The sequence below is a fragment of the Corynebacterium sp. HMSC22B11 genome, assembly GCF_001815965.1.
Taxonomy (GTDB): Bacteria; Actinomycetota; Actinomycetes; order Mycobacteriales; family Mycobacteriaceae; genus Corynebacterium.
Genome location: NZ_KV823524.1, coordinates 1 through 25070, shown reverse-complemented (window position 1 = coordinate 25070; position 25070 = coordinate 1). Strand labels below are relative to the sequence as shown.

Sequence of the window (25070 nt, the reverse complement as noted above, 5' to 3'; positions counted from 1 at the left end):
GAATCCTCCAAGATCCCGTCCGCATCCCCTTTTGCTACTTAACCCCTAGAAAATCTCGATGCGTGCGCCGATGGACTCCGCGCTGAGTAGCTGGTCCACCCAGCCCTTCGCCCCGGGGCTCACGCGGATCACCGGGCGCGGATCCGTGGCATCCCCGTGCTTCGTCGTAGCCTCGTAGCGCTTCCGGGCGGCATAGCCGGCCTCCGTCAGCGCGCTGAGGTCCTTGTGCTCCAGCTCCTCGCGAGCCTGGTTGAGGATCTCCAGGGCCTCATCGAAGCACGCGATCAGCGCATCCCGGTTGCCCTCGCACATCGCCCGGACCAGCGATGGGGCGGTGCCAGCCACCCGGGTGGTGTCCCGGAAGGACCCTGCGGCCAGGGCGAGGCTGAGCGGCCCGCCCTGGTCGCCCACCATCGCCAAGGTCTCGGCGAAAACATGCGGCAGGTGGGAAATCCGGGCCACCGCGCGGTCGTGCGCACCCGAGCGGCTCGGGATTGTGATCGCACCAGTAGTCTCTGCCATGCGCACCACCCGCTCGAAGGTGGTGAACCACGCGCGCGGTGGCTCGTTCTCAGCGACGGCCCGGTCGTAGGCGACCACCCACACGGCGCCGTCAAAGAGCCCGTTGAGGGTCGCGCGCCAGCCCGAATGCGCAGTTCCTGCCATCGGGTGCCCGCCGACGAAGCGATCAGCCATCCCGCGATCCTCGACCAGCGCCTGGACCTCGCCCTTCACGCTGGTCACATCGGTCAGGCCCACGCTCGGGGCGTGCTGGCCGACGGCGTCCAAAATCTCCGGTAGCGCAGGAGCCGGAACCCCGAGGACGACGAGGGCGTCCTCCCGTTCCGCGCGCTGCAAGGTCGCGGTGAGGTCCCCGGAGACGTCGTAACCATCCTCAGTAGCCTGATCCACCGTCTTCGCGGAACGATTCCAACCGAACGCTGGCCAGCCGTCGTCCGCGAGATCACGCAGCAGAGAGCCACCGATCAGCCCCAGACCCAGAACACACACCGGGAAACGCTCGAACGCGGTCGGGGTTCCCGGGGACGGGTGCAGAGGGTGACGGGTGGACTCGGATTCATGCTGCGTACTCACGCTTTAATTCTCTCATAAGCCCCGGACACGCGCCGGGGACTGCGGGAGCCCACGCGGCAACCGGAGTGCCGACCACAGCGGGTGCCCCAGCGGTGCAGACTCACGCCCTGTGACCGGCTAAAATCCGAAACATGAGTAACACTGACTCCTTCGACACGATCGCTGTCGTGGCGACCAGCACCGAGCAGGGCTGGGCGCTCCGCGAGCTGCCTGATGACGCGACCGATTCCCTCGAGAGCCTCGTCGACCACCTCCGCAGCGAACGCGCCGAAGGTGCCGTTCTGGGGCTGGTCTGCATCGAGGACTCCTGGGGCGCGATCGTGCGCCCCGTCCCCGGTGGAGTGGGGATTTTGATGTCGGACGCCACCGCGGCGATCGATGATTACCTGGCGACCGACATGCTCGACGAGCTGGACGTCGACACTCCCACAGAGGAAGAAGCCGACGAGGCCGACGAGAACGATGCCGCCTGGCCAGAGGGCGAATTCGACATGCTGGAGGACCTGGGCGTCTCCGAGCAACTGCTCACGGTTGTCTTCGACGATCCGGAGTACTATCCGGCCGAGCAGCTGATCTGCGTTGCCGAGGAGCTCGGCTTCGACGAGGAGCTCTCCGACCTTCTGGACGCGAACCTGCCTGATGACGAGGACGATGACGACTGAGCCAGGTAGCCCCGCCGGGCCGGAACGTCTCATCGGGGGCGGTCTGCCGCGGCAGGGTGGGCACGTCGCTGATGAGGAGCTGATGCGCCAGGCCATCGACGTCGCTCATTCCACGTCACCCGGGGACGTTCCGGTCGGTGCGCTGGTCGTCGACGCCGACGGCGCCGTTCTGGCCACCGCGACGAACCGTCGGGAGCAGGACGCCGACCCGCTGGCGCACGCGGAGGTCCTCGCGCTGCGGCAGGCGACCAAGGTGTTGGGGGATTCCTGGCGGTTGGAGCGCTGCACGTTGGTCGTGACCTTGGAACCGTGCGCGATGTGCGCGGGAGCTGCGCTGGGGGCGCGGGTGGGCCGCATCGTGTTCGGTGCCTACGAGCCCCGCACCGGGGCCTGCGGCAGCGTGTGGGACCTGCCGCGGGAGGCACCGCTGCATAAGGCCGAGGTGCGCGGGGGCGTGCTGCAGCCGGAGTGCGAGCAGCTCTTGAGGGGTTTCTTCGAAAAGCTCCGCTAACCCTGCGGGGAGCCGGGCACTACTGCACGGGCCGCCGGGGCACTACCGGCACAGGTCGTTGCCGAAGCGGTGGCGTGGCTTTTGGGGCGCGGGTGCGGTTTTGCTACTCTTATCGAAGGTTTTCATGGCCACCTGGCTGTGATCCTGGTGGTGTGTCCGAGCGGCCGAAGGTACTCGCCTCGAAAGCGAGTGAGGGTAAAACCTCCGAGGGTTCAAATCCCTCCACCACCGCAACGCGATCCCCGTCCCTCCCGGACGGGGATTTTTATTCTGCCTAGCTGTCCGTACACGCTTAGGGCACCTAAGCCACGACCCACTAGGCTGGGAGTCATACCCCTTTTCCCGGCATGGAAGGCTGCCTTAGCTCGTGGCGAAGTTCCTGTTTCACCTCGGACGCTGGTCGTTTACTCGTAAGTGGCTCGCCATCGGCATCTGGTTGGTCGTCCTCGTCGGCATCGGCGCGGCCGCTCTCACGGGCCAGAAGGGATTCAACGACGTCTTTGAAATCGACGACATGCCTTCCACGCACGCCACCGAGCTGCTCCAGGAGAAGTTCCCCGAGATGGGCAACCCTGGCGAGGAGTCGATCGTCAACGTCGTCTTCCAGGCCCCGGAGGGCAAGCAGCTGAAGGACCCCGATTACATGGCGGCGATGGACCGCACCGTCGAGGCCATCAAGCAGGACGTCGAGCATCTCGGCGACACCCTCCAGCTGCACAACCCCGTGACGATGAACGACGGGCTGCAAAAAGAGCTCGTCAAGCAGGAAACGGAGATGGGGCTACCGCGCGAAACCGCGCTGCTGGACGCGCACACCCTCCGCGCCGTGTCCGACGACGGCCGCACCGGTGTGCTGAGCTTCAGCTTCGACGTCCCCGTCCCCGCGGACGTCACCGACAAGGACCGTGCCGCCGTCACCGAGGCGATGAACATCTCTCGCGACGCAGGGCTCACCGTCGAGGCCGGTGGTCTGGGCTTCGCGGACCCCGTCGCCGTCGAACCGATCAGTGAGATCGCTGGTCTGGTGGTGGCGATGATCATCCTGTGGGTGACCTTCGCCAGCCTCCTTGCCGCCGGGTTGCCGCTGCTCACCGCGGTGGTTGGCATCGGTATTGGCACGCTGTTGACGGTCGGCGCGACCTTCTTCGTGCCGTTGAATTCTATGACGCCCACGCTGGGCCTCATGCTGGGCCTGGCGGTCGGTATCGACTACGCACTGTTCATCATGGCCCGCTACCGCGACGAGCTGCGGCACGGGCGCAGCCGACTGGATGCGATCGGGTTGGCGACCGGCACTGCGGGTTCGGCGGTGGTTTTCGCCGGCCTGACGGTGATTATCGCGCTGGTCTCGCTCCGCCTGGCGAACATCACCTTCCTGACATATATGGGCTACGCGGCCGCGGCGAATGTCTTCATCGCCGTGCTGGTGGCCCTGACCCTGCTGCCCGCCCTGCTGGGCGTGCTCGGGGACCGGGTGTTCAAGAAGGAGGCAGCCTGCCCGCACGACACCGAGGCCCGCGCCGTGCCGCCGGAGAAGCAGAAGAACACTTTCAGCGTGCGCTGGGTGAAGCTAGTGCACCGCGTCCCGGGGCTCATGCTCGCCCTGGTGATGGTGGTGCTGGCCGGGCTCTCGATCCCGGTGCTGAACCTGGAGCTCGCGCTGCCCTCGGATAAGACGGCGAACGTCACTTCCACGCAGCGTAAGTCCGCGGAGATGCTCGAAGAGGGCTTCGGCGGCGGCAAGAACGCCCCGATGCTCGTCGTGGTGGACGGCTCCGAGGCCCGCGGGGATGCGGAGGCGCTGAAGCCTTACCGTGGCGGCACGGAACCGACGTCCGACAATCAACCGAGCCCGGCGCAAGCGACGTTCATGTACGCCGCGGACCAGATGCGGCAGAACGCGGACGTGGTCAACGCGCAGATCGTCGGCATGAGTGAGGACGAAACCGCAGCGCAGCTGCTGGTGACCCCGAAGGCAGGCCCGACGGATGACCGGACCGTGCAGCTGATCCACACGCTGCGGGCGCAGCAGGCGGAGATCGAGGCCGCGACCGGCGCGACGATCGGCATTACGGGCCTGACCGCGATCCAGCAGGATGTCACCGACAAGCTGGCCGACGCGATGCCGATCTACCTGGGGCTCGTGGTGGGTCTGGCGCTGATCCTGCTGCTGATGGTTTTCCGCTCCATCGTGGTCACGCTCATCGCGGCGCTCGGGTTCCTGCTCTCCGTGGGCGCGGCCTTCGGCGTGACTGTGCTGTTTTGGCAGGAGGGACTGTGGGATCTGTGGCACTCGCCGGGCCCGCTGGTCAGCTTCGTGCCGATCTTCCTCATCGGCGTGACCTTCGGCCTGGCCATGGACTATCAGGTGTTCATCGTCTCCCGCATGCGCGAACGCTTCCTGCACGATTCGCAGGCCGCGGCGCGTGGTTCTCGTTACACCGCGGTGGAGGATTCCGTCATCGGTGGCTTCTCGCTGGGTGCCCAGGTAGTGACGGCGGCGGCGCTGATCATGATCGGCGTGTTCGCCTCCTTCGTTTTCCAGCCGTTGCCGTTCATTCAGATCTTCGGCTTCGCGCTCGGCGCGGGTGTGCTGTTCGACGCCTTCTTCATCCGTATGACGTTCGTCCCGGCGCTGATGTTCCTCTTCGGTAAGGGGACGTGGTGGATGCCGAAGTGGCTGGACAAGGTGCTGCCCACCGTGGATGTGGAGGGCTCGGCGCTGGAGAAGGCCTTCGCGAGCGGGGAGATCGGCGAGGCTGCCAAGCGCTAGGCGTGTGGTTGGGGGAGCTGGTCACCGTGCAGCGGTGTAGGTGGTACCGCGTCGCCCTTGACCGCCATGCATGTGGACGAACTCCCGCTCAATGAGTGGTTTGAGCGCGTACCTCACCTGGCTTTCGCTGAGGTTGGTTGCGTCGATGATGCTTTTTAGCGTTACCGTGGCCCCTCCAACTGCCGCGGTGTGTACTGCCTTGTACACAGCCGGGGCATTCTTGCCGAGCTTCTCCAGATCGGGGAGGGGCTGCGCTGCAGGAGATGGCTGCAGGGATGGCTGTGCCTTTGAGGCGGGGGCCGGCGAGGTAGGCGTAGGCGCCGGAGAGGCCTGGGAATCGGTCGGCGCCGGGGCAGTAGTCTCGGGGGCAGCAGTCTCGCCACCCATGTCGGGGCGCAGCTGGGGTTCAGTATCGCGCCAGAAGAACGCGGTGAACTTCACACCCGTGTCGACGAATGTGGGCGGCTTGAGCCCCTGTTCGCGAAGGGATTTCAGGATGGTCTGGACGCCACCACCTTCACCCTCGATGATTCTGTGCCCAGCGGCATCCCGCAGCGACCTCGCGAGCCGGTAGAGCCGCTGATTCACTTCTTGGCGCCAGAGCTCATCGCTTTTCAGTTGGCTGACCGACAGGGATTTCAACCCACCGGGGCTCATAATCATGAGTGCCTTGTGGGTAATGCGGACATCGATACTGCGGCCCTCTTCGAGGGTGTCGGGGCCTAAGTCGCGGTGGATGAGTGCATTGGCCACGGCCTCTCGGATGGCGTTGAGCGGTAGCTCTGGACGGTCGACCATGTGCCCGTTGGCGAGGTAGGCCTGATACGTGCTGAGGTTAGCGGTGATCCACTCCATCGTTTGGTCGAGGAGGGTGGGCAGTGGACCAGAGAAACGCTCGAGGTTCCGGGTTCTTGCGGACGACTGGCTGTGTGAAGGGGACGTGTCGGGGAGCCGGACCGCACAGGTCACGCTGAGAGCTGGGTAGACCCCTTGGGGGAAAGTACTGAGGGCGTAGTACCCGGCCACGCTGAGCTCCCCGGTGGGTAGCACGGCCGTAATTTTCCTGAGGATTTCGTGGTCATCGTCGATATCCCGGAAGGGGCGCACCGCTTGGCGCAGGTCGTTGGCGACTTGTTGGACGAGTTTTTCGTCCAGGTCTTTGGCCGACGTGTTGGGCACGGGCCGCATGTCGTAGTCCGCCGTGGGGTTTTCCGGAGACTTCGCGGCCTCGATCATCCGCAGGTCGGATGCGTGCATTTCGTAGTCGCCATCAGCCTGTCGGAGATAGGCGCGATGCTTATACCGAGCGGGTCTTTCCTGGATCGGCAAACCTTGAACTTCGGCGACAACGACGGTCGGGGCGTCTTCGGCGGTGCCCATTCTCACTGAGTACGTGTTGATGTACGGGCACGGGGAGATGGCGTTGCGCGCCTGATCGACAATCCCGGCTTCGAGCTTCGCGGGTTCTGGCACTCCCACAATGTCAAAGTTTGATCGCTCGTCGATGCCGAGGATGATCGTTCCGCCCTCGGGCATATTTGCGAAAGCGCAGGTTGTTGCCCCTAAGTTTTCTGGCAGGCCGTGGGCAGCGCGTTTTACATCGACGGTTGTTGAGTCCCCTTGACGGAGGCGGAACCAGGAGACCTCTTGCTGAATGCGTGCCGAATCCCACGTCATGATTGCGAGTTTAAAGGTTTAAACCTCTAAAAACAAGAGTTTCGGGCTAAGACTTGGAGTTTTTAAAAGTGTGCGTTGGTCAGCACTGACGTTAGTGCAGGTCGCATAGGTATCAGTAATACTTGTAAACTTGGAATGACACTGTGAAATATTCCCAGTCTTATTCTCAGTATGAGTTTTCCACGTGCGGCGCGGGGTATCACTGAGCCTTCGTGGACACCGCCCAGCAGTTCGCCACGGGCATGTCCGGGGCGAGCACTAGACTGTCGGTTATGACTTCCGGATCCCACTCGCAGCCACCGCACGACGCGGCCGGGTTTGCCACTGATACGTCCTTCGAGCTCCTCAAGCCCCTGGGCGAGGTGACCGACCCGATCGCATCGCACTCCGGCGAAGGGGACCGCGAAACACGACTGACACAGGGCCGGGTGGGCGTCCTTAAAACACCGCACGGGAACATCAACACCCCCGCCTTCATCCCCGTCGCAACCAAAGCGACGGTGAAGACCCTGACCCCGGAGCAGGTGCGATCCGCGGGGGCGCAGGCAATCCTTTCCAACGCGTACCACCTCTACCTGCAGCCCGGCCCGGACATCGTCGACGAGGCCGGCGGCGTGGCCACCTTCGAGAACTGGCACGGACCGACCTACACGGACTCCGGTGGATTCCAGGTCATGAGCCTCGGCGTGGGCTACAAGAAGGTCCTCGCCATGGACTCGAAAGTCTCCGAGGATAAGGTCATCGCGCAGCAGAAGAAGCGCATGGCGATCGTGGACGAGGACGGGGTGGACTTCCGCAGCGTCATCGACGGCTCCAAGCACCGCTTCACCCCCGAGGTCAGCATGCAGATCCAGCACCAGCTGGGGGCGGACATCATGTTCGCCTTCGACGAGCTGACCACGCTGGCGAATACCCGGAAGTACCAGGAAGCGTCGGTGGAGCGCACCCACCGCTGGGCGAAGCGCTGCCTTGAGGAGCACCAGCGCCAGACGGAGCTGCGTAGCCACCGGCCGCTGCAGTCCCTGTGGGGCGTGGTGCAGGGGGCGCAGTACGAGGACCTGCGCCGCCAGGCGGCCCGCGGACTGGTGCAGCTTTCTGAGGAGGCCGAGGCGGAGGGTAAGCGCGGCTTCGGTGGCTTCGGGATCGGAGGGGCCCTGGAGAAGGAGAACCTCGGAACCATCGTGGAGTGGGTCTCCCAGGAGCTGCCGGACAACAAGCCGCGGCACCTGCTGGGCATCTCCGAGCCGGATGACCTTTTCACTGCCATCGCCGCTGGTGCGGACACCTTCGACTGCGTGGCGCCCACCCGGCTCGGCCGCCGCGGTGGGGTGTACACGCTCGATGGGCGGATGAACCTCTCCAATGCGCGCTTCCGGCGAGACTTCACGCCGGTGGACGCCGAGGTCGGCGGCTATGTGTCTGAGAACTACACCCGCGCCTACATCCACCACCTGCTGCGCGCGAAGGAATACCTCGCGGGCACGCTGTGCACGCTGCATAACCTGCACTTCATGATCAAGCTGGTGGACAACATTCGGGAGGCGATGCTGGAGGGCCGCTTCGAGGAGTACCGGGCGGAGTTCATGGGGCGCTACTACGGGCCGGGTTGGGAGCAGCGCCTTGGCTAATGGGGGAGCGGGAGTGGGCAGCCAGGGGGCTGGTCTAAGACGGCGGGGCGCCGGTTCAACACAGCGGGGCGCCGGGCGTTACGCGCCGAGCCCCTCCGGCGACCTGCACCTGGGCAACCTGCGCACCGCGGTTCTCGCGTGGCTCTTCGCCCGGCACACCGGCCGGGCCTTCCACCTGCGCGTCGACGACATCGACGCCCAGCGCTCCTCCGAGGAATCCGCCCGCCGGCAGCTCGCGGACCTCGCTGCACTCGGAATCACCCACGACGGCCCGATCGTCTACGAGCGCGACTGCCTCGACCACTACGCGGCTGCCCTGCAAAAGCTTGCTGACCAGGGACGGGTCTACGAGTGCTACTGCTCGCGCAAGGACATCCAGGAGGCCTCCCGTGCCCCACACGCCGCCCCAGGGGCCTACCCCGGGACCTGCCGGAACCTCAGTGACGAGGAACGAGCCACGCGCCGGGCGGAGCTCGCCGAGGCAGGCCGTAGTCCTGCGTTGCGGTTGCGGGTCGGCAACCTTTCTTCCTCCGACGCCACCCCGGCCAGCCTGGTCACCACCCACACGATCACCGAAGGCTTCGCTGCCGGGGAGGCGCTGGGCGGTGACGTCCTAAAAGAAGGGACCTATACCGGCGAGGTGGATGACATGGTGCTGCGGCGCGGCGGGAACACCGCGCAGCTGGACGGCAGCGAGTATGCGTACAACCTGGCAGTCGTGGTGGACGATGCGCTCGCGGGCGTGGACCAGGTGGTTCGCGGGGATGACCTGCTAAGTTCCGCACCCCGGCAGGCGTACCTGGCGGGGCTGCTGGGGTTGCCGGAGGTGGAATATCTGCACGTGCCGTTGGTGCTCGGGCCGGAGGGCAAGCGCCTGGCGAAGCGCGACGGCGCGGTGACGATGCGCGAGCTCGGGGTAGAGGATGCCCTGGCGTGGATCGGCGAATCGTTGGGGGAGGCGGTGGGCGAGCCGAATGGGGTGCGCGACGCCCTGGCGCAAGGCGCGTCACCGGCGGAGATCCTCGAAGGTTGGGCGGCGAGCTTCCGCCCGGAGCTGCTCTCTCGCGAGCCGGTGACGTATCTGGGCTAGCGGACCTCGCGGGGCTTGAAGCGGGCGTCCACAACCGCGCCGCGCGCCTTGGCCGCCGCCTTCTGCGCGATCTTGGTGTTCTTCGCCACGAGCAGGCGGGCCTGGCGGGCGCGCTCCATGAAGAAGGTGCGGCGCGGGCCGGCGGTCCACGTCTCGTCGATGATGCGCTTGGCGTAGGCCACCGAATCCGGGGAGCGGGTTGCCAGCTCCTCGGCGAGAGCGCGAGCGGCCGCGGCCGGATCTTCCGCAACCTCGGAAGCGAGCCCCAGCTCGACAGCGCGGGTGCCGTCGAAAACCTCGCCGGTCATAGTCAGGCGCTTGGCGGTATCGATGGGCAGCAGCTGCTTGAGGGAGAAAATCCCCGACATGTCCGGGATCAGGCCCCACTTGGCCTCCAACACGGACCACTGGGCGTCCGCGGTGGTGAAGCGGTAATCCGCGGCCGCGACGAGCTGCACACCACCGCCGAAGCAGAAGCCCTCGACTGCCGCGATGACGGGCACGGGCAGGCGACGGAAAGCCCAACACGCCTCCTGGAAGGTATTGGTACCGCGCCACGGCCGGGGAGCGAAGGCCTTGGCGATGCCCGCGGGGGTCTTCAACGCGGAGCCGAAGTCCAAGCCCGCGGTGAAATTATGGTCTTCACCTGCGAGAATGACAGCCCGAATCGTGCGGTCGCGTCGGATCTTGTGCGCGGTGGCGACCAGGTCGTCGAGAACGGACAGGGTGAGGGAGTTCAGCTTGCCGGGACGGCGAAGGGTGACGTAGGCGATGCCGTCCTCGACGTTCAGCGTGACCTCGCCGTGGCGGGAGGCGGGGTCGTCGTTGTGGGCGCTGTCCGGTGCTGCGGCGGAAGAGTGTTCATTGCGGGCTGTCATGGGATCACGCTAACCCACGGGCGCGGTGCTGCGCGGGGGATTGCGGAAGCTGCGTGGCGAGGGCCCGGAGGTGTTCTTCATCACGCGGTCGCGAGTGCGGCAGGGAGAGCTTTTGGCGGTAAAATTGCTCTATGAGTTCAGTTATTAACCTCGTGCTTGGCGTACTGCTGGTGTACGTCATTGTCGGGCCACTTCCCCTCGGCCTGCAGTTGCTCGCGACCTGGCTTGTGCAACGCCGTGAGCAGAAGAACGGGCAGGACGTGGTAGCGAATGGCGATTGGTGGAAGCTGCTTGGAACGGTGCGCGCTGGGGTGTGGGCCTTCTTGGCCGGGCTCGTGGTCTGGGTTCTTTTCCTCAGCTGGACCCCTGACCAGCTGGGCCTGCCAATGGGTGGCCCCTATGCAGATTGGCAAGTGGTTGCGTGCGGTGTCGGTGCGGTGTGTGCGGTGGTGATGCTTTCGCTGCGGACCCGCTGGCTTTTCGCTGGCGCGCTGGGCGTTGTTCTGGGTTTCACCGCGGGGTTCTCGCTCGCGTGGTCCTTTTGGGCTGCCGCCGGTGATTCCTCGGGGCTGTGGGCTGCGGGCTTGGTCTTCCTACTCGTTGGTTGCCTGATCGGGCTGAATTTCGTGGGCCTGATGGTGGCGTCCGCGCGTGCGGAACGGGCGCGCGATCAGCAGGCTGGCAGGTAGCGGCGAAGTTTTTGGGCAAAATAAAAGGACCCCGCGCACCCGTGAGAGCTCGTTGACCCTTGCTGCATTCCTGCCCTGGGGGAGTTCACAAGATGCACGCCACGCGGAATCCGCCTAAAGCATAACGCATCGCCACGGCCCTGGCCAACGCTCGGTCTTTCGGGCCAATCTTTTGGGCGCTGTCTCGTGGGAACGTGGGGTTGATTTCAGTGGGGTTGGAGCCCGACCTCACGGCGGTTCCAGGATCGGCTGTGCGCTTCGCCTCGCGGGACCGGAAATGCTGCGAGCGCTGGGGATTTTGTGCGCTTGGGGGCCCTGGGTATAGTAGTCAGCGGAGGATTCGACTAGCGGCCTATGTCACACGCCTGGAACGCGTGCGGGGCTCACGCCCCTCGAGGGTTCAAATCCCTCATCCTCCGCAGTTGGGAAACCCCAGGTAGTTCGCTACCTGGGGTTTCGTTCGTTGCGTAGGGGCACAGTGAACTGATCCGGTGGGAGCTGCTGGTGGGGGCTCAGCTTGTGTGCACAGACCAAGCCCGTGTCTGGGGCGCTTGTTAGAATCAAAAATGGTATTAGCCACAGAATTCTTTGAGCCCCATACGCAGGAGGCGCCAGCACCGTGCAGCTCGCAAACATCGACCGTGACCAGCTTCTTTCCCTCAAGCCCGAGGTTGAGAAGAAGTACGCAGATCTCAAGGCCCAGGGCCTGAAGTTGGATCTCACCCGCGGTAAGCCGTCCACCGAACAGCTGGACTTCGCGGTGGATCTGCTCAGCCTCCCGGGCAAGAACTTCATTGCCGCCGATGGCACCGACACCCGCAACTACGGTGGGCTGACCGGCATCGCGGATATCCGCAACATCTGGTCGGAGATCATCGGCGTGGCCCCGGAGAACATCGTCTGTGGCGATGCTTCCTCCCTGAACATGGCCTTCGACCTCGTGGCCTGGGCATACACCTTCGGCACCAACGATTCCGCCACCCCGTGGGCGGCCGAGGCGGCGGAAGCAGCGGAGAAGGGCGAGAAGCTCAAGTGGATCTGCCCGGTGCCGGGCTACGACCGTCACCACACCATCACCGAGCACTTCGGTTTCGAGATGATCACCGTGGACCTCCTCGAGGATGGCCCGGACCTGGATCAGGTCCGCGAGCTGGTGAAGGACCCACTGGTCAAGGGCATGTGGTCTGTCCCGATGTTCTCCAACCCGACGGGCACCCTCTACTCCGAGGACGTCTGCCGCGAGCTGGCGTCCATGGAGACGGCGGCGCCGGACTTCCGCATCGTGTGGGACAACGCCTACGTCGTCCACACCCTGACGGACGAGTTCCCGCCGGTGTACGACGTCCTCGGCTGCGCCGCCGAGGCGGGCAACCCGAATCGTTTCTGGTGCATGTCCTCGACCTCCAAGATCACGCAGGCGGGTTCCGGCGTGGCCTTCTTCGCCTCCTCCGAGGAGAACCTGGACTGGTGGAAGCGCCACGCGATCGTGCGTGGCATCGGGCCGAACAAGGTCAACCAGCTGGCTCACGCCCAGTTCTTCGGCGATGCCGAGGGCGTGCGCGCGCTGATGCGGAAGCACGCGGGATCCCTGGCCCCGAAGTTCCGCGCGGTCGTCGAGATCCTGGAGGAGCGCCTCGGCGGCCTGGGTGTTGCGGAGTGGACCGACCCGGCTGGTGGCTACTTCATCAGCGTCAACGTGGTCGAGGGGACCGCCGGCCGTGTCGTTGAGCTGGCCAAGGAGGCTGGCGTTGCGCTGACCGGGGCGGGGTCGACGTTCCCGCTGAAGCAGGACCCGAAGGATCAGAACCTGCGCCTGGCACCGTCGATGCCGGAGCTGGAGCAGGTGCGCCTGGCGATGGACGGCTTCGCGACCTGCGTGCTGCTCGCCGCGATCGAGGCCGTGGAGGCCGGGGCCTAAGGCCTGGCCACGTCGGAGCTTAAGGAGGACACATGAACCAAGAGGAAACTTTCGCCTGGGTCGAGCAGTTGCTGCCCGAGCCCCTCGAAGTGGACACCTACCGGGTTGGTGAGTCCTTCCCGGAGTTCGCCGCCGCATCCGTCGCTCTTGGCGGGGACGGCACGGCCGCGCCGGAGACCGTTGCGATGAGCCTGGACGCAGGGCGCATCGAGGTCGGTCTGGAGGCGGAACCGGGCACCGAGGTGCGCGTCGAGTTCGTCACGGTGGCTGCCGGTCACGACGATCTCGCGCCGAATCTGGTGGCTGCCGCCGCGACGATGGTTTCCCAGGACCCTGGCGTGTGGACCCCGCAGCCGGGCACGGTGATGCGTGGTCTGGGTGACCACGTGCGTGAGGGGCTTTCCGCCCGTCACGGTCTGCTGATCGTGCCTTTCCTCTGGGAGAAGGGTGTTCCGCAGGTCCACGAGATCGCTGGTGACGGCGGGGACGGCGCTAAGAAGGCCGACCAGATCGGCGAGGATGGCCCGGTCAGCGACAAGGGCTTCGACTACACGCACCCGGGCCGCCTGACGGTGCCCGCCCAGCTGGTGATGATCACCGACGCCGAGCTGGACATCCTCGATCGCGCTGCCGACGAGGGGCGCAACGGCGTGGACGAGCTCCAGAACTACTTGGTCGAGCAGCAGGTTAATATCAACGACCTGATGCGCTAGGCTGCGTCAGACTGCGAGTCCTGCGGCGACGGTCCCGCAAGCCCGCTGGTCGTTCCCGCAGGTGGCACATATAAGCCGAAGGATTGAGGATAGGAGGTGCCTGGAGGCGATGATGGCGAAGAACCCGTACTCTCACGGGCACTCCAATCCGCATGGGGAGGATCCGTTCATCGGCGACCCGATGGGCGGGCTCGGGGACTTCCAAAACCCGCACAACCCCATCGCCGACGAGTACCGCGACCTCTACGACGACCTGCAGGCAGACCACGCCGCGAACAAGCCCGGGTACCCGAACAAGCACCAGTACAGGTCCGGACAGCAGTACAAGCCCGAGCACCAAGGGCTGCCAGGATTCCCCACCGGCATGGATTATGCCGAGGGTGGCCGTAGCGACTACACCGGCCACGGAAGCGGCGGCCTCGCCGCGTCCTCCGCGGTGCCCGGTTACCCGAGCCACGGTTCTCAAGATTTTGATGCCATGCGCTCCAGCTCCCGCAACTCGATCGTCGCTGCGGTGCTGGCGGTATTCCTGGGGACCCTGGGCGTGCACAACTTCTACCTGGGTTATCAGCGCCGGGCGAAGTGGCAGCTGGGGCTCACGATTTTCGGCTGGGCCACCTCCATCCTCCTCATCGGCATCCCGATCCTCCTCGCGGTGTACATCTGGTCGATGGTCGAGTTCATCATGATCCTCCTGGGCGCCGGCCCATATTTCGAGGACGGGGACGGCTACCCGCTGTTGTGACGCCGCGGGGCACGCCGCAGGTAATCCTGCCGGTTTCAGGGGTAACGACGTCGCGGGCGGTGCCGTGACAGTCCACCGTGACGGTGCGGGCGGCGTCGTCGTCATAAAAAAAGGGGAGGGCGGCCCCAAAGAAGTAAGCCGGATCGCAAAGGTACTGGGGGAGAAGGACCGAATTGGCGTGTCTGCCCCGCCGGGTAACCTAGGGGAGTGGCTTTATACCGGAAGTACCGCCCGGCCTCGTTTGCCGAGGTCGTGGGGCAGGAGCATGTAACCGAGCCGCTGTCCGTCGCGCTGGACAGTGGGCGCATCAACCATGCGTACTTGTTCTCGGGCCCGCGCGGTTGCGGTAAGACCTCCTCGGCACGCATCCTCGCGCGCTCGCTGAACTGCGTGGAGGGGCCGACGTCCACGCCGTGCGGGAAGTGCGATTCCTGTATCGCGCTCGCCCCTGGCGGCCCGGGCAGCTTGGACGTCACCGAGCTGGACGCCGCGTCCCACCGTGGTGTGGACGACATGCGGGAGCTGCGCGACCGGGCGTTCTACGCGCCGGCTGATTCCCGCTACCGTGTGTTCATCATCGATGAGGCGCACATGATCACCACGGAGGGCTTCAACACCCTCCTGAAGATCGTGGAGGAGCCGCCGGAGCACCTCATCTTCATCTTCGCGACCACTGAGCCGGAGAAGCTGCTGGCGACGATCCGCTCGCGGACGCACAACTATCCTTTCCGGCTGCTCACCCCGCCGGACATGCGCGGCCTGTTGGAGCGCATCGTTGCCGACGAGGGCGCGGTGGTCGAGGACGCCGTGTATCCGCTGGTCGTGCGCGCGGGCGGGGGTTCGCCGCGTGATTCGCTGTCGATTATGGATCAGCTGCTCGCCGGTGCGGGCCCGGAGGGCGTGACTTACCAGCGGGCGGTGGCGCTGCTGGGCGTGACGGATTCTTCGCTGCTGGACCGTTCCGCGGAGGCGTTGGCTGCCCAGGATCAGGCGGGCTTGTTCGCGGTTGTCGACGACGTCATCAACGCCGGTTACGACCCGCGTCGCTTTGCGATGGACCTGTTAGATCGCTTCCGTGACCTGCTGGTTGTCCAGGCGGTTCCGGATGCTTTCGAGCGCGGGCTGGTGGATGTTCCGGCCCAGGAGCAGGACGCGTTGCGGCAGCAGGCCGAGGCGTTGGGGCCTGCGACGCTGACGCGGTGTGCTGCAGTGGTCAACGATGGTCTCGCGCAGATGCGTGGGGCGACGTCGCCGCGGTTGCTGTTGGAGATTTTGTGCGCGCGGATGGCGCTTCCGGCGGCGGGTATGACGGTGGAGGCGCTCGCGCAGCGTGTTGAGGCGCTGGAGCAGGGCACGGGGGTGCGCGCTGCCGGGCCGATGGGTGCTAGCGGTGGGCTGGCGAGCCCGGCCGTGGGTGCTGGGGCGACCCCGCAGGGGGATGCGTCGGGCCTGTCGAGCGGTAAGCGTTATGAGCGGCCGCGGCGACGCAAGGCATCGGCGGAGGCGGCATCGGCGGCGGCTACGTCGGCGGAGTCGGGTGCTGCGGAGTCGGGTGCTTCGGCGGAACAGAACCAGGTGTCGCAGGGCGTGGCGCAGCAGAACGTGGCGTCGCAGCAGCCAGAACAGCCGGGGAATGCTGCCGCCCAGGATGGTCAGCCCGCACAGTCCGGTCAGCCTGGCCAGGAGGCCGAGGACCAGGCTGCTGAGCAGAGTGATGGGCAGAGCACCGCACAGGGCGCTGTTCCGGCCGGTCAGGGGGCAGCGCCCCAGCCGGAGAAGCCAGCCGTGCAGGAGGCCGCGGAGGCGGCTCGCGCCCAGCAGCCTGCGAATGACGCGCAGGAGCAGCAGGGTGCTGCAACAGCGGCGCAGGATGTGAACGCTGCAGCTCAGGCTGCCGGGCAGGAGAACAGCACTGCCGGTGCTCCGGATGAGGATCCGGCGATCGCCCAGGCCCGCGAGGCTCGGGAGATCATGGACCGCCGCCGTGCCGCTGCCCGCGCGAACGCGGGCCAGGCACCGCAGCAGGCAGGCGCGGGCCAGGCACCGCAGCCGTCTGCAGCTCAGGCACCGCAGCAGGCAGCTGCGGATCAGTCCCAGCGCGCTGGCGCCGCGGCACAGTCGCTGTCGCAGTCGCAGGCCAGCACAGAGGTCAGCGGTGTAGAGCCCTCTGACCAGCAGCCCCAGTCGGGGAATGCCCAGGCCGAGAACACTGAGCAGCGTTCCGTGCAGCCGACCGGGCAGCCTGCCGAGGCACCCGTAGAGGCGGCACAATCCACCGACGCTGCTGCGAACACCGCGGCCGCGCCATCCGGTGATGCCACGGAGGTCGACGAGCAGGCATGGCAGAAGATCCTGGAGAAGGTGCGCGAGCACGACCTGAGCGCCTGGATCGCTGGTCGCGACGCCACCCTGGCCGCGGAGCAGCCGACCGCAGGTCAGATCGTGGTGGAGCATGCCACGGGAGCGCTGGCGAAGTTCGTCAACAGCGACCGCAATGCCCCGATTTATAGCAAGGCGGCCGAGGAAGTCCTCGGTGCAGCGCACACAGTGCTCGCCACCGTTGGCGGGAATAACCCGGGAAAAGCCCAGGCCGGCTCAGCTGAGGAGGCCCCGGCTGAGTCGGCACAGCCAACCAGCACGACCAGCGGGAATAACGCCACTGGCGCGGAGGCTAGCCACTCGACGGTAAGCCAGCCTGCGGTAAGCCAGGCAGAGCCCGGCCAGGTGGGGCCCGGCCAGGTGGGGCCCGACCACGCTGCGGCGAACCAGGCCCCCGCTGTCACAGCGGAGCCAAGCAGTGCGAGCGTTGCCGGCGGGCACGCACCGAGCGAGGCGGCTGGCTCCGGCCAGGCGCTGGGCGAGGGGACTAGCGCTGGCCAGGACGCGCCGCGCGAGGTGACCGGCGCCGACCAGGCTGCCCCGACGCAGGCCACCCAGCCCACTCAGCCTGCCCAACCCAGCGCGGGCAGCAGCGCCCTCGAGCGCGCCCGCCGCATGGCCGAAGCCAGCGCCGCCCAGGCAACGTCCCCAACCCCGGCGCCCACGGGGCCAAGCCACACCGAAGAGCCCAAGCCCCAAAGCGGATGGCGGGCCCGAGCCGCAAAATACGCCGCCAGCAGGGAATACAAGCTCGCCAACGGATTCAATGGTGTCCCCCTCCCGGACGAACCGCCGGAGGACCCCTGGGACTCCGGCCCCGGCGGCTACCCCAACGGCCCCGCACCAGGTGCAGGCAACGCAGGCCCGGGGCCGGCCGGCGGCGCCCCGCAGGGCGGCCAGCCGGGCGGCCCACACCCCGCCGGGCAGGCCAATAACGGTGGGGCTTTCGGAGGCCAAGGGGTTGACGTCCCAAATCAAAGGACCCAACCCACCGACCCCGAGGAAGCCCTCCGCAGGCAGCAAGACGAAATCATGGACGACCTCGCCACCGGGGAGGCCGGGAAGCGCGAAACGCGACCCGCCCTGGAGATCGCAGGTGAGCTCATCGAGAACATCCTCGGCGGCGAGCGCACGCGCTAGGAAAACACACAGGAAAATACACAGTGAACTGCCACCGACAAGCCCCGGCCGAATGGGTAAAGTGGCAGCCGAAGAAGAACAAAAACGCTAGAAACCGAGAAGCGAAGGAACAATCACAATGTCTCAGCCAAACATGAACGACATCATGGCCCAGGCCCAGCGCATGCAGAAGCAGCTGCAGGAGGCACAGGCGGAAATCGTCGCATCCTCCATCGTCGGTGAGGCCGGCAACGGCAAGGTCACCCTCGTGCTCTCCGGCGGTGGCGAGGTCCAGGACCTGAAGATCGACCCGGAGGTCGTGGACCCGGAGGACGTCGAAACCCTGCAGGACCTGATCATCGGCGCGTTCCAGGACGCCAACCAGAAGCTGCAGGACCTCGCCCAGGAGAAGATGGGCCCGCTGGCTGACCTTGGTGGCGGCGGACTGCCTTTCTAAACACTTCGAGCCCGCGCAGCCCACGGGGGCGGGGCCCGCGGGGCACGTATTACGGCTAAGCGCCACTGACGAAACGGGGAAAGTTCACTTTGTTTGAAGGTCCGCTTCAGGACGTCATCGACGAGTTCGCCAGCCTCCCAGGCATCGGGCCGAAAAGCGCGCAGCGCATCGCCCTCCACCTGCTGGAAAACGCGACCGGCGAGGACATCGAACGTTTCCAAGCCGCGCTGGGGAATCTGCACTCCGGCGTGGCGTTTTGCCGTATCTGCCACAACATTTCCCAGGAGGACGTCTGCCGCATCTGCGCGGATTCCTCCAGGGACGCCAGCCTGGTGTGCGTGGTTGAGGAGCCGAAGGACATCCAGGTCATCGAGCGCACGGGCGAGTACCGGGGCAGGTACCACGTGCTCGGTGGGGCGCTGGACCCGCTGAATGGCGTGGGGCCGGGGGAGTTGAACGTGACCGCGCTGGTGCAGCGGATCGGTGGGGTGCTGCCGGATGTGGCGGTGAGCGCGCCGCACGCGTCGGCCGGTGGGCCGGTGCAGGGGTCGCTGATGGACGGCGGTGCTGGTGGGGCTGGCTTGGGCCATGGGGGCGCGGGTGCGGGCGCTGCTGGTGACGGCTCTGGCACGGGTTCGGGTGCGGGCGGTAACAGCGCGAGTGTGGGCAGCCAGGGCGCTGGCTCGGGCGCGCCCGAAGGCGGCGGCAACGAACGCGGTGCCGACGAGGTCGAGTACCGCGAGGCCCCGGAGATCACCGAGGTCATCATCGCGACGGATCCGAATACCGAGGGCGAGGCCACTGCCTCCTACCTGGGGCGGTTGCTGAAGGAGTTCCCAGGGCTGACAGTTTCGCGCCTGGCCAGCGGGATTCCCATGGGCGGGGACTTGGAGTTTGTGGACGAGCTCACGCTCTCCCGCGCGTTCGCGGGCCGTACCCAGCTGAAGCTCTAGCCCAGCTCTTCCGCGACCTCCCCAGCCACCTCGCGTGCGAAAGGCTGCACACCCATGATCGTGCCGGCCCCGGGGCCCGTCGCCTCCCCGTAACCCACCAGGTGAAACCCGGCCACGGTAGAGCGCAACTGCCCCGCGTCCGTCGTCCGCACCAGCTCGCGGAACGGCCGCACAGCCGGGCGGAAACCCGTGCACCACACGAGCTCATCGAAGCCCGCCTCTGTCAGCTCATCCAGCGAATCGAACATCGGTGTCGCCTGCAGCGCACCCGAGTCCCGGGCCTCCAGCACCTTCGGCAGCATCACGATCTCCCCGAGATTGCGATCGCCACCGGGGTCGTCCTCACCAGCGAAAACAGCCTGCGCGCGTTCCCGATTCCGCCGGAACAGGACGCGCCCGTCGACGTCGTCGGGCATCCACCGCGGCTCGTGGCGGGTGAACCAGGTGACCTCCGCGACGTCCGTCAGCTCCGCCGCGATCTGCGCCCCCGAGTTCGCCGCGCCGACCACCGCGACCTTCTTGCCGCGGAACTCTTCCGGCCCAGGGTAGGTCGCGGAATGCCGTTGCTGCCCGCGGAAGGTGCCGGGGAGGAAGGGGACGAACGGTGCGGACCACGTTCCCGTCGCCGCGACGACGGTGCGCGCCCGGAACTCGCCCTCGCTGGTGTCGAGGACGAAGCCGTCCGTGGTGTCTGCGTCCACTTTCAGGACGTCAACAGGGCGCCGAATGTCGAAGCCATAACGTTGCTCATATGCGGTGAAATAGTCGATGACGTGCTGGGCGTCGGGGAAGTCCCCCGGCCCGTGGTAGCTCGGCATGGGCATGCCCGACATGTTGGAGAAACCCGGGGTGGAGAACAGTGTCATGGAGGGCCAGACGTGCCGCCACGCTGCGCCGGGGCCGGGCTGATTGTCGAGGATCACGGGGGTGATCCCGCGTCTTTGCAGGTAGAACGCGGTGGAGAGCCCGGCCTGGCCGGCGCCGACAATGATGCAATCGTGGATATGGGCGACCATGTGCATCGAATATACCGAGGGTGCGGACGCTCTCCCGCTAGCCGCCGGGGATGGGCCCTGGGCGGGCGCACGCCCGCTGGCTGCGAGCCTGATGCGTTGTGCTCCCCCCCATGTGCGTTTTGCAGAGTTTGATGCCGGAAATTGCTCAAAAAGCGACATCAAACTCTGCAAAACGCACAAAGGGTGCGCGCGAGGGGCGCGCGGGGGCGCGAGAGGCACGCGTTAAGGGGCTGCGCGAGCTAGGGGCGGGGCCCGATGTGTTTTGCTCTCCCCTTCCCCTCCCTCGTGCGTTTTGCAGAGTTTGATGCCGGAAATTGGTCAAAAAGCGACCTGAAACTCTGCAAAACGTGCATAGAGGCGGGGTAGGGGCGCGCGAAGGGGGTAGCCCAGGCGCTCGCGGGTGAACTAGTCCAGGCGCTCGCGGCGCAGCTGCTCCACCTCAGCGGTGAGCTGTGCCGCGAACTCACGGCCGTCCGGGCTCCCGGCGCCGGTACTCACGCCAGCATCAGCACCTGCCCCGGCACCGGCACTATCCGCGCCCGCGCTGCCAGCCCCAGCGTCGCCAGCCGGCACGCCCTCGAACTCCGCGATGCTGCCCGCACCCAGCTCCGGCAGCTCAGCCACGGTCGTCCCGAGCGCACGCGCGAGCAGCACGTCCGCGAGCTGCGGATTCCGCGCCAGCGCCGGCCCGTGCATATAAGTCGCGATCACGGAACCCTGCACCGCGCCCTCGTAGCGTTGCTGTTTCTCGCTGTCCTTTACGACGACGTCAGCAGCCTCAACACCGTGCGCGTCCGTGTTTCCGACCATCCCGCCGCGGGCGCGCAGGATGCCCAGCGGGCGGGCATCGGGGCCAAGAATCGTCGCACCCATGTGGTTGGCGAAGCCAGTGAGCGGCTCGGTGAGTTCGTTCAGGTCAGCGGCCAGCGACTGGGCGTTGGAGCCCGCGCCACCAGCGCCGGAGCGCACGTCTGCGTGGCCGGCACCCGCACCGCCACCAGCATTTGAGCCCGCGCCACCAGCGCCGGCGCCCGCACTGGCACCAGCGCCGGCGCCAGCACCGGCACCCGCACCGCCGTCGGCACCACCCGCACCACCCAGGCGGTAAGGCTCCGAGTGCAGCTCGCCGATCATGCGCTCGCCCAGCTGCGACGTCGTCGCATCCAGCAGCCCAAGCCCCTCCGCAAGCTTCCCACCAGCGTGGAAGGTCTCGCCGAGCACCTGCAGGCCCGCACAAATCGCGAGCACCGGCCGCCCCGAATCAGCCGCGCGCACCAGACCACCGTCAGCCCGCAGGTGCTCCGCGGCCAGCAGCTGGGCGACGTCCTCGCCGCCACCCAGGGTGTAAATGTCCAGCGTCTCCGGGACAGCCTCCCCGTAGCGGATGGTGTGGATCTCCGCGGTGATGCCGCGCAGGCGGGCGCGCTGCCGCAGCACGAGCGCGTTGCCGTCGTCGCCGTAGGTGCCGAGCACGTCGGGCAGCACCAGGCCAATGTTGAGCTCTGCCATTATCGTGCGTCCTCCTCGGTCGCGGTGGTTGCCGCCTCGCCGGTGGTGCTGGGGGCGTCCGTGCCGTCAGCCTCAACGGTTGTTGCGCCGCGCCGCTCCAGTTCGCGCTTCAGGTCGCGGAACGCGGTGTAGTTCGCGAGCACCTCCACACGCCCCGGCGGGCACGCGAGCACGGCATCGACCGTGTCCTTGATCAGGGTGTGCCGCACCCCGGCGTAGCCCAGCCGCACGGCCAGGTCGGTGCCGCGCTCACCCGCGGCGAGGACCTGCTGGCCCTCGAAGTCTTCGAAGCGGACGTCCCAAATCCAGGAGAGGTCCTGACCGTCCGCGACCTGCCCGTTCACGGCAATCACGACGGAGTCCACGTCCCGGTCAATCATCGAGAGCGCTTCCTGCCAGCCCGCAGGGTTCTTCGCGAGCATGAGGCGCAGCGTGCGGCCCTCGAACTCGACGAGGGAGTAGCGCCCGGCGACGTCCGTGACTTCCTCGGCGGCGCGCAGTGCGTCTGTGACCGGCACGTCCATGACGACGGCTGCCGCGATCGCCTGGGCCGCATTGCCACGGTTGGCGCGGCCGGGGAGCTGCAGGTTCATGGGAAGGGTGCGGCTGCCCGCGCCGGTGTTGTCAGCACCAGCGCTCCCCACGCCGGTGTCCCCAGTGCCAGCGCTGCCAGCACCACTGCCCGCACCAGCACCGTCCCCGCCATAGCTGAGGCCGTCCTTATCGACCCACCAGGTCGGCTCGGGGCGGCGGAACTCGCGCCCATCCGGGAGCTTCTTCACGGCGTACCAGTCGTCCTCGGTGCGCACGATGTGCCCACCTGTCCGCGGGCAGCTGGTGGAATCCCCCACGAAGCCAGCACCAGCGGAGACCCACACGACGTTCGGCGCGTCCCACGCCACGGAGGTGACCTGGACGTCGTCGCAGTTCGCGATCACCGTCATGTCCGGCCGCGCCTCCACGCAGGCCCGCAGCGCGCGTTCGATCTTGTTGATCTCGCCCACGCGGTCCAGCTGGTCGCGGGTGAGGTTGAGCAGGACGAGCACGTCCGCGTCCAGCTTCTCCGCGATATTCGGGACGTGGAGCTCGTCGACCTCGAGCGCGACAACGTCCTTGTCCCTTCCCGCGAGCAGCGCGGAGATGACGCCGGCGTCCATGTTGTCGCCGCCCTCGTTGGTGGCGACGCTGTAGCGGGACGCAAGCGCGTGCGCGAGCATCCGGGTGGTCGTGGACTTGCCGTTCGTGCCGGTGACCAGCACCGTCGGGCGGCCCTGGCTAAGCTGCGCGAGGAGGTTCGGGTCGATGGCGTTGGCGATGAGCCCGCCGATCATTCCGCCCGCACCGCGGCCCGTTTTCTGGGACGCCCACGTCGCGAGGTCTGCGGCCTGGCACGCGATGCGGCTGCGCAGGCTCATGCGGCGGGTGCCGCCGTTGCCGTTCGGATTCTTAGTTTTCACGTTTGCCTACGTTAGTCTTGCTGCCTTGTCCGTTCGACCCGCGTCCGCCGCGGCCACGACGACGTCCACCGCGCTTGCGTTTGCGTTTCGGCTGCTCGGAACTGTTTTTTCCGGTGTTCTTCGGGTTCTTGCTGTCGGTTTTCTGGGTAGTGGAGCCGTTGTTCTTTCCGGCCTGGTTGCCGCTGCCGGAGCCGTTCTGAGCGCCATCGTTCTTAGCGCCGCCCTGCGAGCCGCCGCCACGGCGACGTCCCCCGCGCGAGCGCTTGCGCCGGTTACCGGAGCCCGATCCCGAATCACCGGAGCCGGACCGGCCGCTGCCACGCTGGCCACCGCGACCACCGGAGCGCTGACCACTACCGCCACGGCCGCCACCGCCCCCACTGCGCTGGCCGCCACCACGCTGACCACCCCGCTGGCCACCACCGCGGCCCGCGTCGGTGTTCCGCGTGCCCTCGGCGACATCCTCGAGCGCATCGAGGAACTCCTCGTCGCTGAGCAGCGGGATGTCCTTCCGATCGGCGTGCATGGCCTTGCCGCGCAGCTCGAAGTTTTGATTGCAGACCACCAGGCTGGAGGTGCGGTTCAGCTTCTCGGAGTACACCAGTCCGGCCGCCACGCCCTGCTCGATGAGCTCGTCCGGATCGCGGGCGACGTCCGGGCTGACCACGAATTCCATGCCCGCGACGAGCTGCCAGCTGCCGCCGTCGCCCTCCGGGGTGCCGGGGTTCTCGAGCGGGCGCGGGGCGTTGATGGCATCCACGCGGATGGCGCTGCGCTGCAAACCGAACTGGTCCGCGGTCAGGTCCTCGGGGTCCAGGCGGACGACGTCGCCGCCGTCCCGGTCTGCCTTTTCCCGCTGTGCCACGTGCAGTGCCCCGAGCAGGCGGGCGTCGGCGACCAGGAGCTCCTCGGCAGGCGTCGCGGCCCGCTGGTCGGAGGCCGCCGCGCCGAACTCCGGGAGGGCATCGGCCGGGGCGTTGTGCGGGTAGAGCTGCGCGACCGCCCTGGCGCGGGGGTCCACGGCGGGCATCTCCTGGCGGCGAGTGGTGGCCAGGGTGTCGATCAGGGCGGCCGGTTCCGGGGTGGGGATGGCCTTGCTGCGGCCACGCCCACGTCCCCTGCCGGAGCGGCCACGCCCACGTCCGCGGTTGGCGGCCCGCTGGGCCCGGCGGAACTCGTGGGTGATGAAACCCCAGGCGAGGGGGGCGTCGTGGAGGATCACCTCGCGGCCATCGAGGGCTGCCTTGATCTCCGCGGCGGCGGTGGCGAAGCCAATCTGCTGGGCGAGCTCGCCGGCGTCGAAGCCGTGCATGTGCCACGGGCCGGGGTCCTCGCTGGGGTTGAGGGCCTGGACGAAGTGGCCGGCCTCGGCGCCGTCGGCGTCGTAGTAGACCGCGGCCAGGGCGATGAGCCGGGCCGTGGTCGGGTGAATCCCGCTGGTGGTGACGGCCACCGCGACGCTGGGGGCGTCCTCAACGCTGGGCGGGGTGGGGATGGTGTGGGCCGGGCTGGGGTGCCCCGAGGGTTCGGCGGCGTTGCCGGTCGTCGCGGTGCTCGTGCCTGCGCTGGTCGTGCCTGAGTGACCCGAGCCGGACTGGTCGGAGCCGGGTTGGTCCGGGCCGGACTGCTCGGAGCCGTCGCGGCCGGTCGTGGGGTAGCTGGTGGCGTCTGTGTTCGAGCGTCGGCTGCTTGGGCGGAGCGCTTCGGCGGCCTCGACGGCGGATGCGGAGGCGACGGCTGCCGCGGACGGGGAGCCGGCGCGGCGGCTGACCCTGCGGCGGGCGCGGCGACGGGGTGCGGG

Annotated in this window: 18 protein-coding genes, 2 tRNA genes, 1 other RNA gene and 2 pseudogenes; 15 read left to right on the top strand and 8 right to left on the bottom strand. The window is 67.2% G+C overall.

Annotation, left to right across the window (positions count from 1 at the left end):
- Nucleotides 1-45: 45 nt before the first annotated feature.
- Nucleotides 46-1056, bottom strand: a complete 1011-nt coding sequence (locus HMPREF3088_RS09665; protein ID WP_210401527.1) for a prephenate dehydrogenase — start codon at nt 1054-1056, stop codon at nt 46-48.
- Between the two features lie 170 nt (nt 1057-1226).
- On the opposite strand from HMPREF3088_RS09665, the gene HMPREF3088_RS09660 reads away from it, so the two are divergent.
- The 4 genes from HMPREF3088_RS09660 to HMPREF3088_RS09645 all read left to right on the top strand — a co-directional run bounded on the left by HMPREF3088_RS09660 (nt 1227) and on the right by HMPREF3088_RS09645 (nt 5041).
- Nucleotides 1227-1757, top strand: a complete 531-nt coding sequence (locus HMPREF3088_RS09660; protein ID WP_070759778.1) for a tRNA adenosine deaminase-associated protein — start codon at nt 1227-1229, stop codon at nt 1755-1757.
- The gene (locus HMPREF3088_RS09655) at nt 1735-2268 is read left to right on the top strand and encodes a nucleoside deaminase (protein ID WP_246818155.1); all 534 of its coding nucleotides are present in this window, start codon (nt 1735-1737) and stop codon (nt 2266-2268) included. Before HMPREF3088_RS09660 ends, HMPREF3088_RS09655 begins: the two co-directional genes overlap by 23 nt.
- 146 nt (nt 2269-2414) lie before the next feature.
- A tRNA-Ser gene (locus HMPREF3088_RS09650) sits at nt 2415-2499 on the top strand.
- 136 nt (nt 2500-2635) lie between these two features.
- Entirely contained in the window at nt 2636-5041 is a 2406-nt protein-coding gene (locus HMPREF3088_RS09645) for an MMPL family transporter (protein WP_070759776.1), read from the top strand.
- 21 nt (nt 5042-5062) lie between these two features.
- Here HMPREF3088_RS09645 and HMPREF3088_RS09640 read toward each other — a convergent pair whose 3' ends face one another.
- Complete coding sequence (locus HMPREF3088_RS09640) at nt 5063-6718, bottom strand: ATP-binding protein (RefSeq protein WP_070759775.1); 1656 nt, start codon at nt 6716-6718, stop codon at nt 5063-5065.
- A gap of 272 nt (nt 6719-6990) precedes the next feature.
- Here HMPREF3088_RS09640 and tgt point away from each other — a divergent pair, with 272 nt between their 5' ends.
- Together tgt and gluQRS are read left to right on the top strand one after the other, a co-directional pair.
- The gene (gene tgt, locus HMPREF3088_RS09635; RefSeq protein ID WP_246818154.1) at nt 6991-8346 is read left to right on the top strand and encodes a tRNA guanosine(34) transglycosylase Tgt; all 1356 of its coding nucleotides are present in this window, start codon (nt 6991-6993) and stop codon (nt 8344-8346) included.
- A gap of 13 nt (nt 8347-8359) precedes the next feature.
- Nucleotides 8360-9436, top strand: a complete 1077-nt coding sequence (gene gluQRS / locus HMPREF3088_RS09630; RefSeq protein ID WP_070759774.1) for a tRNA glutamyl-Q(34) synthetase GluQRS — start codon at nt 8360-8362, stop codon at nt 9434-9436.
- Here gluQRS and HMPREF3088_RS09625 read toward each other — a convergent pair.
- Entirely contained in the window at nt 9433-10314 is an 882-nt protein-coding gene (locus HMPREF3088_RS09625; protein ID WP_070759773.1) for a crotonase/enoyl-CoA hydratase family protein, read from the bottom strand. The genes gluQRS and HMPREF3088_RS09625 overlap by 4 nt on opposite strands.
- A 131-nt stretch (nt 10315-10445) precedes the next feature.
- Here HMPREF3088_RS09625 and HMPREF3088_RS09620 point away from each other — a divergent pair, with 131 nt between their 5' ends.
- Nucleotides 10446-11003, top strand: coding sequence for a hypothetical protein (locus HMPREF3088_RS09620; protein WP_070759772.1), 558 nt, complete (start codon nt 10446-10448; stop codon nt 11001-11003).
- Nucleotides 11004-11023: 20 nt separating this feature from the next.
- Here the strand turns inward: HMPREF3088_RS09620 and ffs are convergent.
- An RNA gene (ffs, locus tag HMPREF3088_RS09615) (signal recognition particle sRNA small type) lies at nt 11024-11118 on the bottom strand.
- Between the two features lie 218 nt (nt 11119-11336).
- Here ffs and HMPREF3088_RS09610 point away from each other — a divergent pair.
- The 8 genes and pseudogenes from HMPREF3088_RS09610 to HMPREF3088_RS10900 all read left to right on the top strand — a co-directional run bounded on the left by HMPREF3088_RS09610 (nt 11337) and on the right by HMPREF3088_RS10900 (nt 19287).
- Nucleotides 11337-11422, top strand: a tRNA-Ser gene (locus HMPREF3088_RS09610).
- 200 nt (nt 11423-11622) lie between these two features.
- Complete coding sequence (locus HMPREF3088_RS09605) at nt 11623-12921, top strand: aspartate aminotransferase type Ic (protein WP_070759771.1); 1299 nt, start codon at nt 11623-11625, stop codon at nt 12919-12921.
- Between the two features lie 32 nt (nt 12922-12953).
- Entirely contained in the window at nt 12954-13634 is a 681-nt protein-coding gene (locus HMPREF3088_RS09600; RefSeq protein ID WP_070759770.1) for a hypothetical protein, read from the top strand.
- 109 nt (nt 13635-13743) lie between these two features.
- The gene (locus HMPREF3088_RS09595) at nt 13744-14379 is read left to right on the top strand and encodes a TM2 domain-containing protein (RefSeq protein WP_070759769.1); all 636 of its coding nucleotides are present in this window, start codon (nt 13744-13746) and stop codon (nt 14377-14379) included.
- A 207-nt stretch (nt 14380-14586) separates the two neighbouring features.
- On the top strand, nt 14587-17898 hold the full coding sequence (locus HMPREF3088_RS09590) for a DNA polymerase III subunit gamma and tau (protein ID WP_070759768.1): 3312 nt from the start codon (nt 14587-14589) through the stop codon (nt 17896-17898).
- A gap of 118 nt (nt 17899-18016) precedes the next feature.
- On the top strand, nt 18017-18334 hold the full coding sequence (locus HMPREF3088_RS09585) for a YbaB/EbfC family nucleoid-associated protein (protein WP_015382056.1): 318 nt from the start codon (nt 18017-18019) through the stop codon (nt 18332-18334).
- 89 nt (nt 18335-18423) lie between these two features.
- Nucleotides 18424-19185 (top strand): annotated as a pseudogene (locus HMPREF3088_RS09580) (recombination mediator RecR); the annotation flags it as partial.
- A 24-nt stretch (nt 19186-19209) separates the two neighbouring features.
- Nucleotides 19210-19287: a hypothetical protein gene (locus tag HMPREF3088_RS10900; RefSeq protein WP_371441318.1), complete on the top strand. Its 78-nt coding sequence runs from the start codon at nt 19210-19212 to the stop codon at nt 19285-19287.
- Here HMPREF3088_RS10900 and HMPREF3088_RS09575 read toward each other — a convergent pair.
- From HMPREF3088_RS09575 to HMPREF3088_RS09560, 4 genes and pseudogenes are all read right to left on the bottom strand, one after another.
- A complete protein-coding gene (locus tag HMPREF3088_RS09575; RefSeq protein ID WP_070759766.1) occupies nt 19284-20309 on the bottom strand; it encodes an FAD-dependent oxidoreductase in 1026 nt (341 codons plus the stop codon). The two genes, HMPREF3088_RS10900 and HMPREF3088_RS09575, sit on opposite strands and share 4 nt — an antisense overlap.
- Nucleotides 20310-20924: 615 nt before the next feature.
- Nucleotides 20925-21812 (bottom strand): annotated as a pseudogene (locus HMPREF3088_RS09570) (type 1 glutamine amidotransferase); the annotation flags it as partial.
- Complete coding sequence (locus tag HMPREF3088_RS09565) at nt 21812-23227, bottom strand: MurT ligase domain-containing protein (RefSeq protein ID WP_083317393.1); 1416 nt, start codon at nt 23225-23227, stop codon at nt 21812-21814. The pseudogene HMPREF3088_RS09570 and the gene HMPREF3088_RS09565, both read right to left, overlap by 1 nt.
- Nucleotides 23228-23258: 31 nt before the next feature.
- The coding region (locus HMPREF3088_RS09560) for a DNA polymerase III subunit epsilon (protein WP_083317392.1) at nt 23259-25070 on the bottom strand (1812 nt) is incomplete at its 5' end.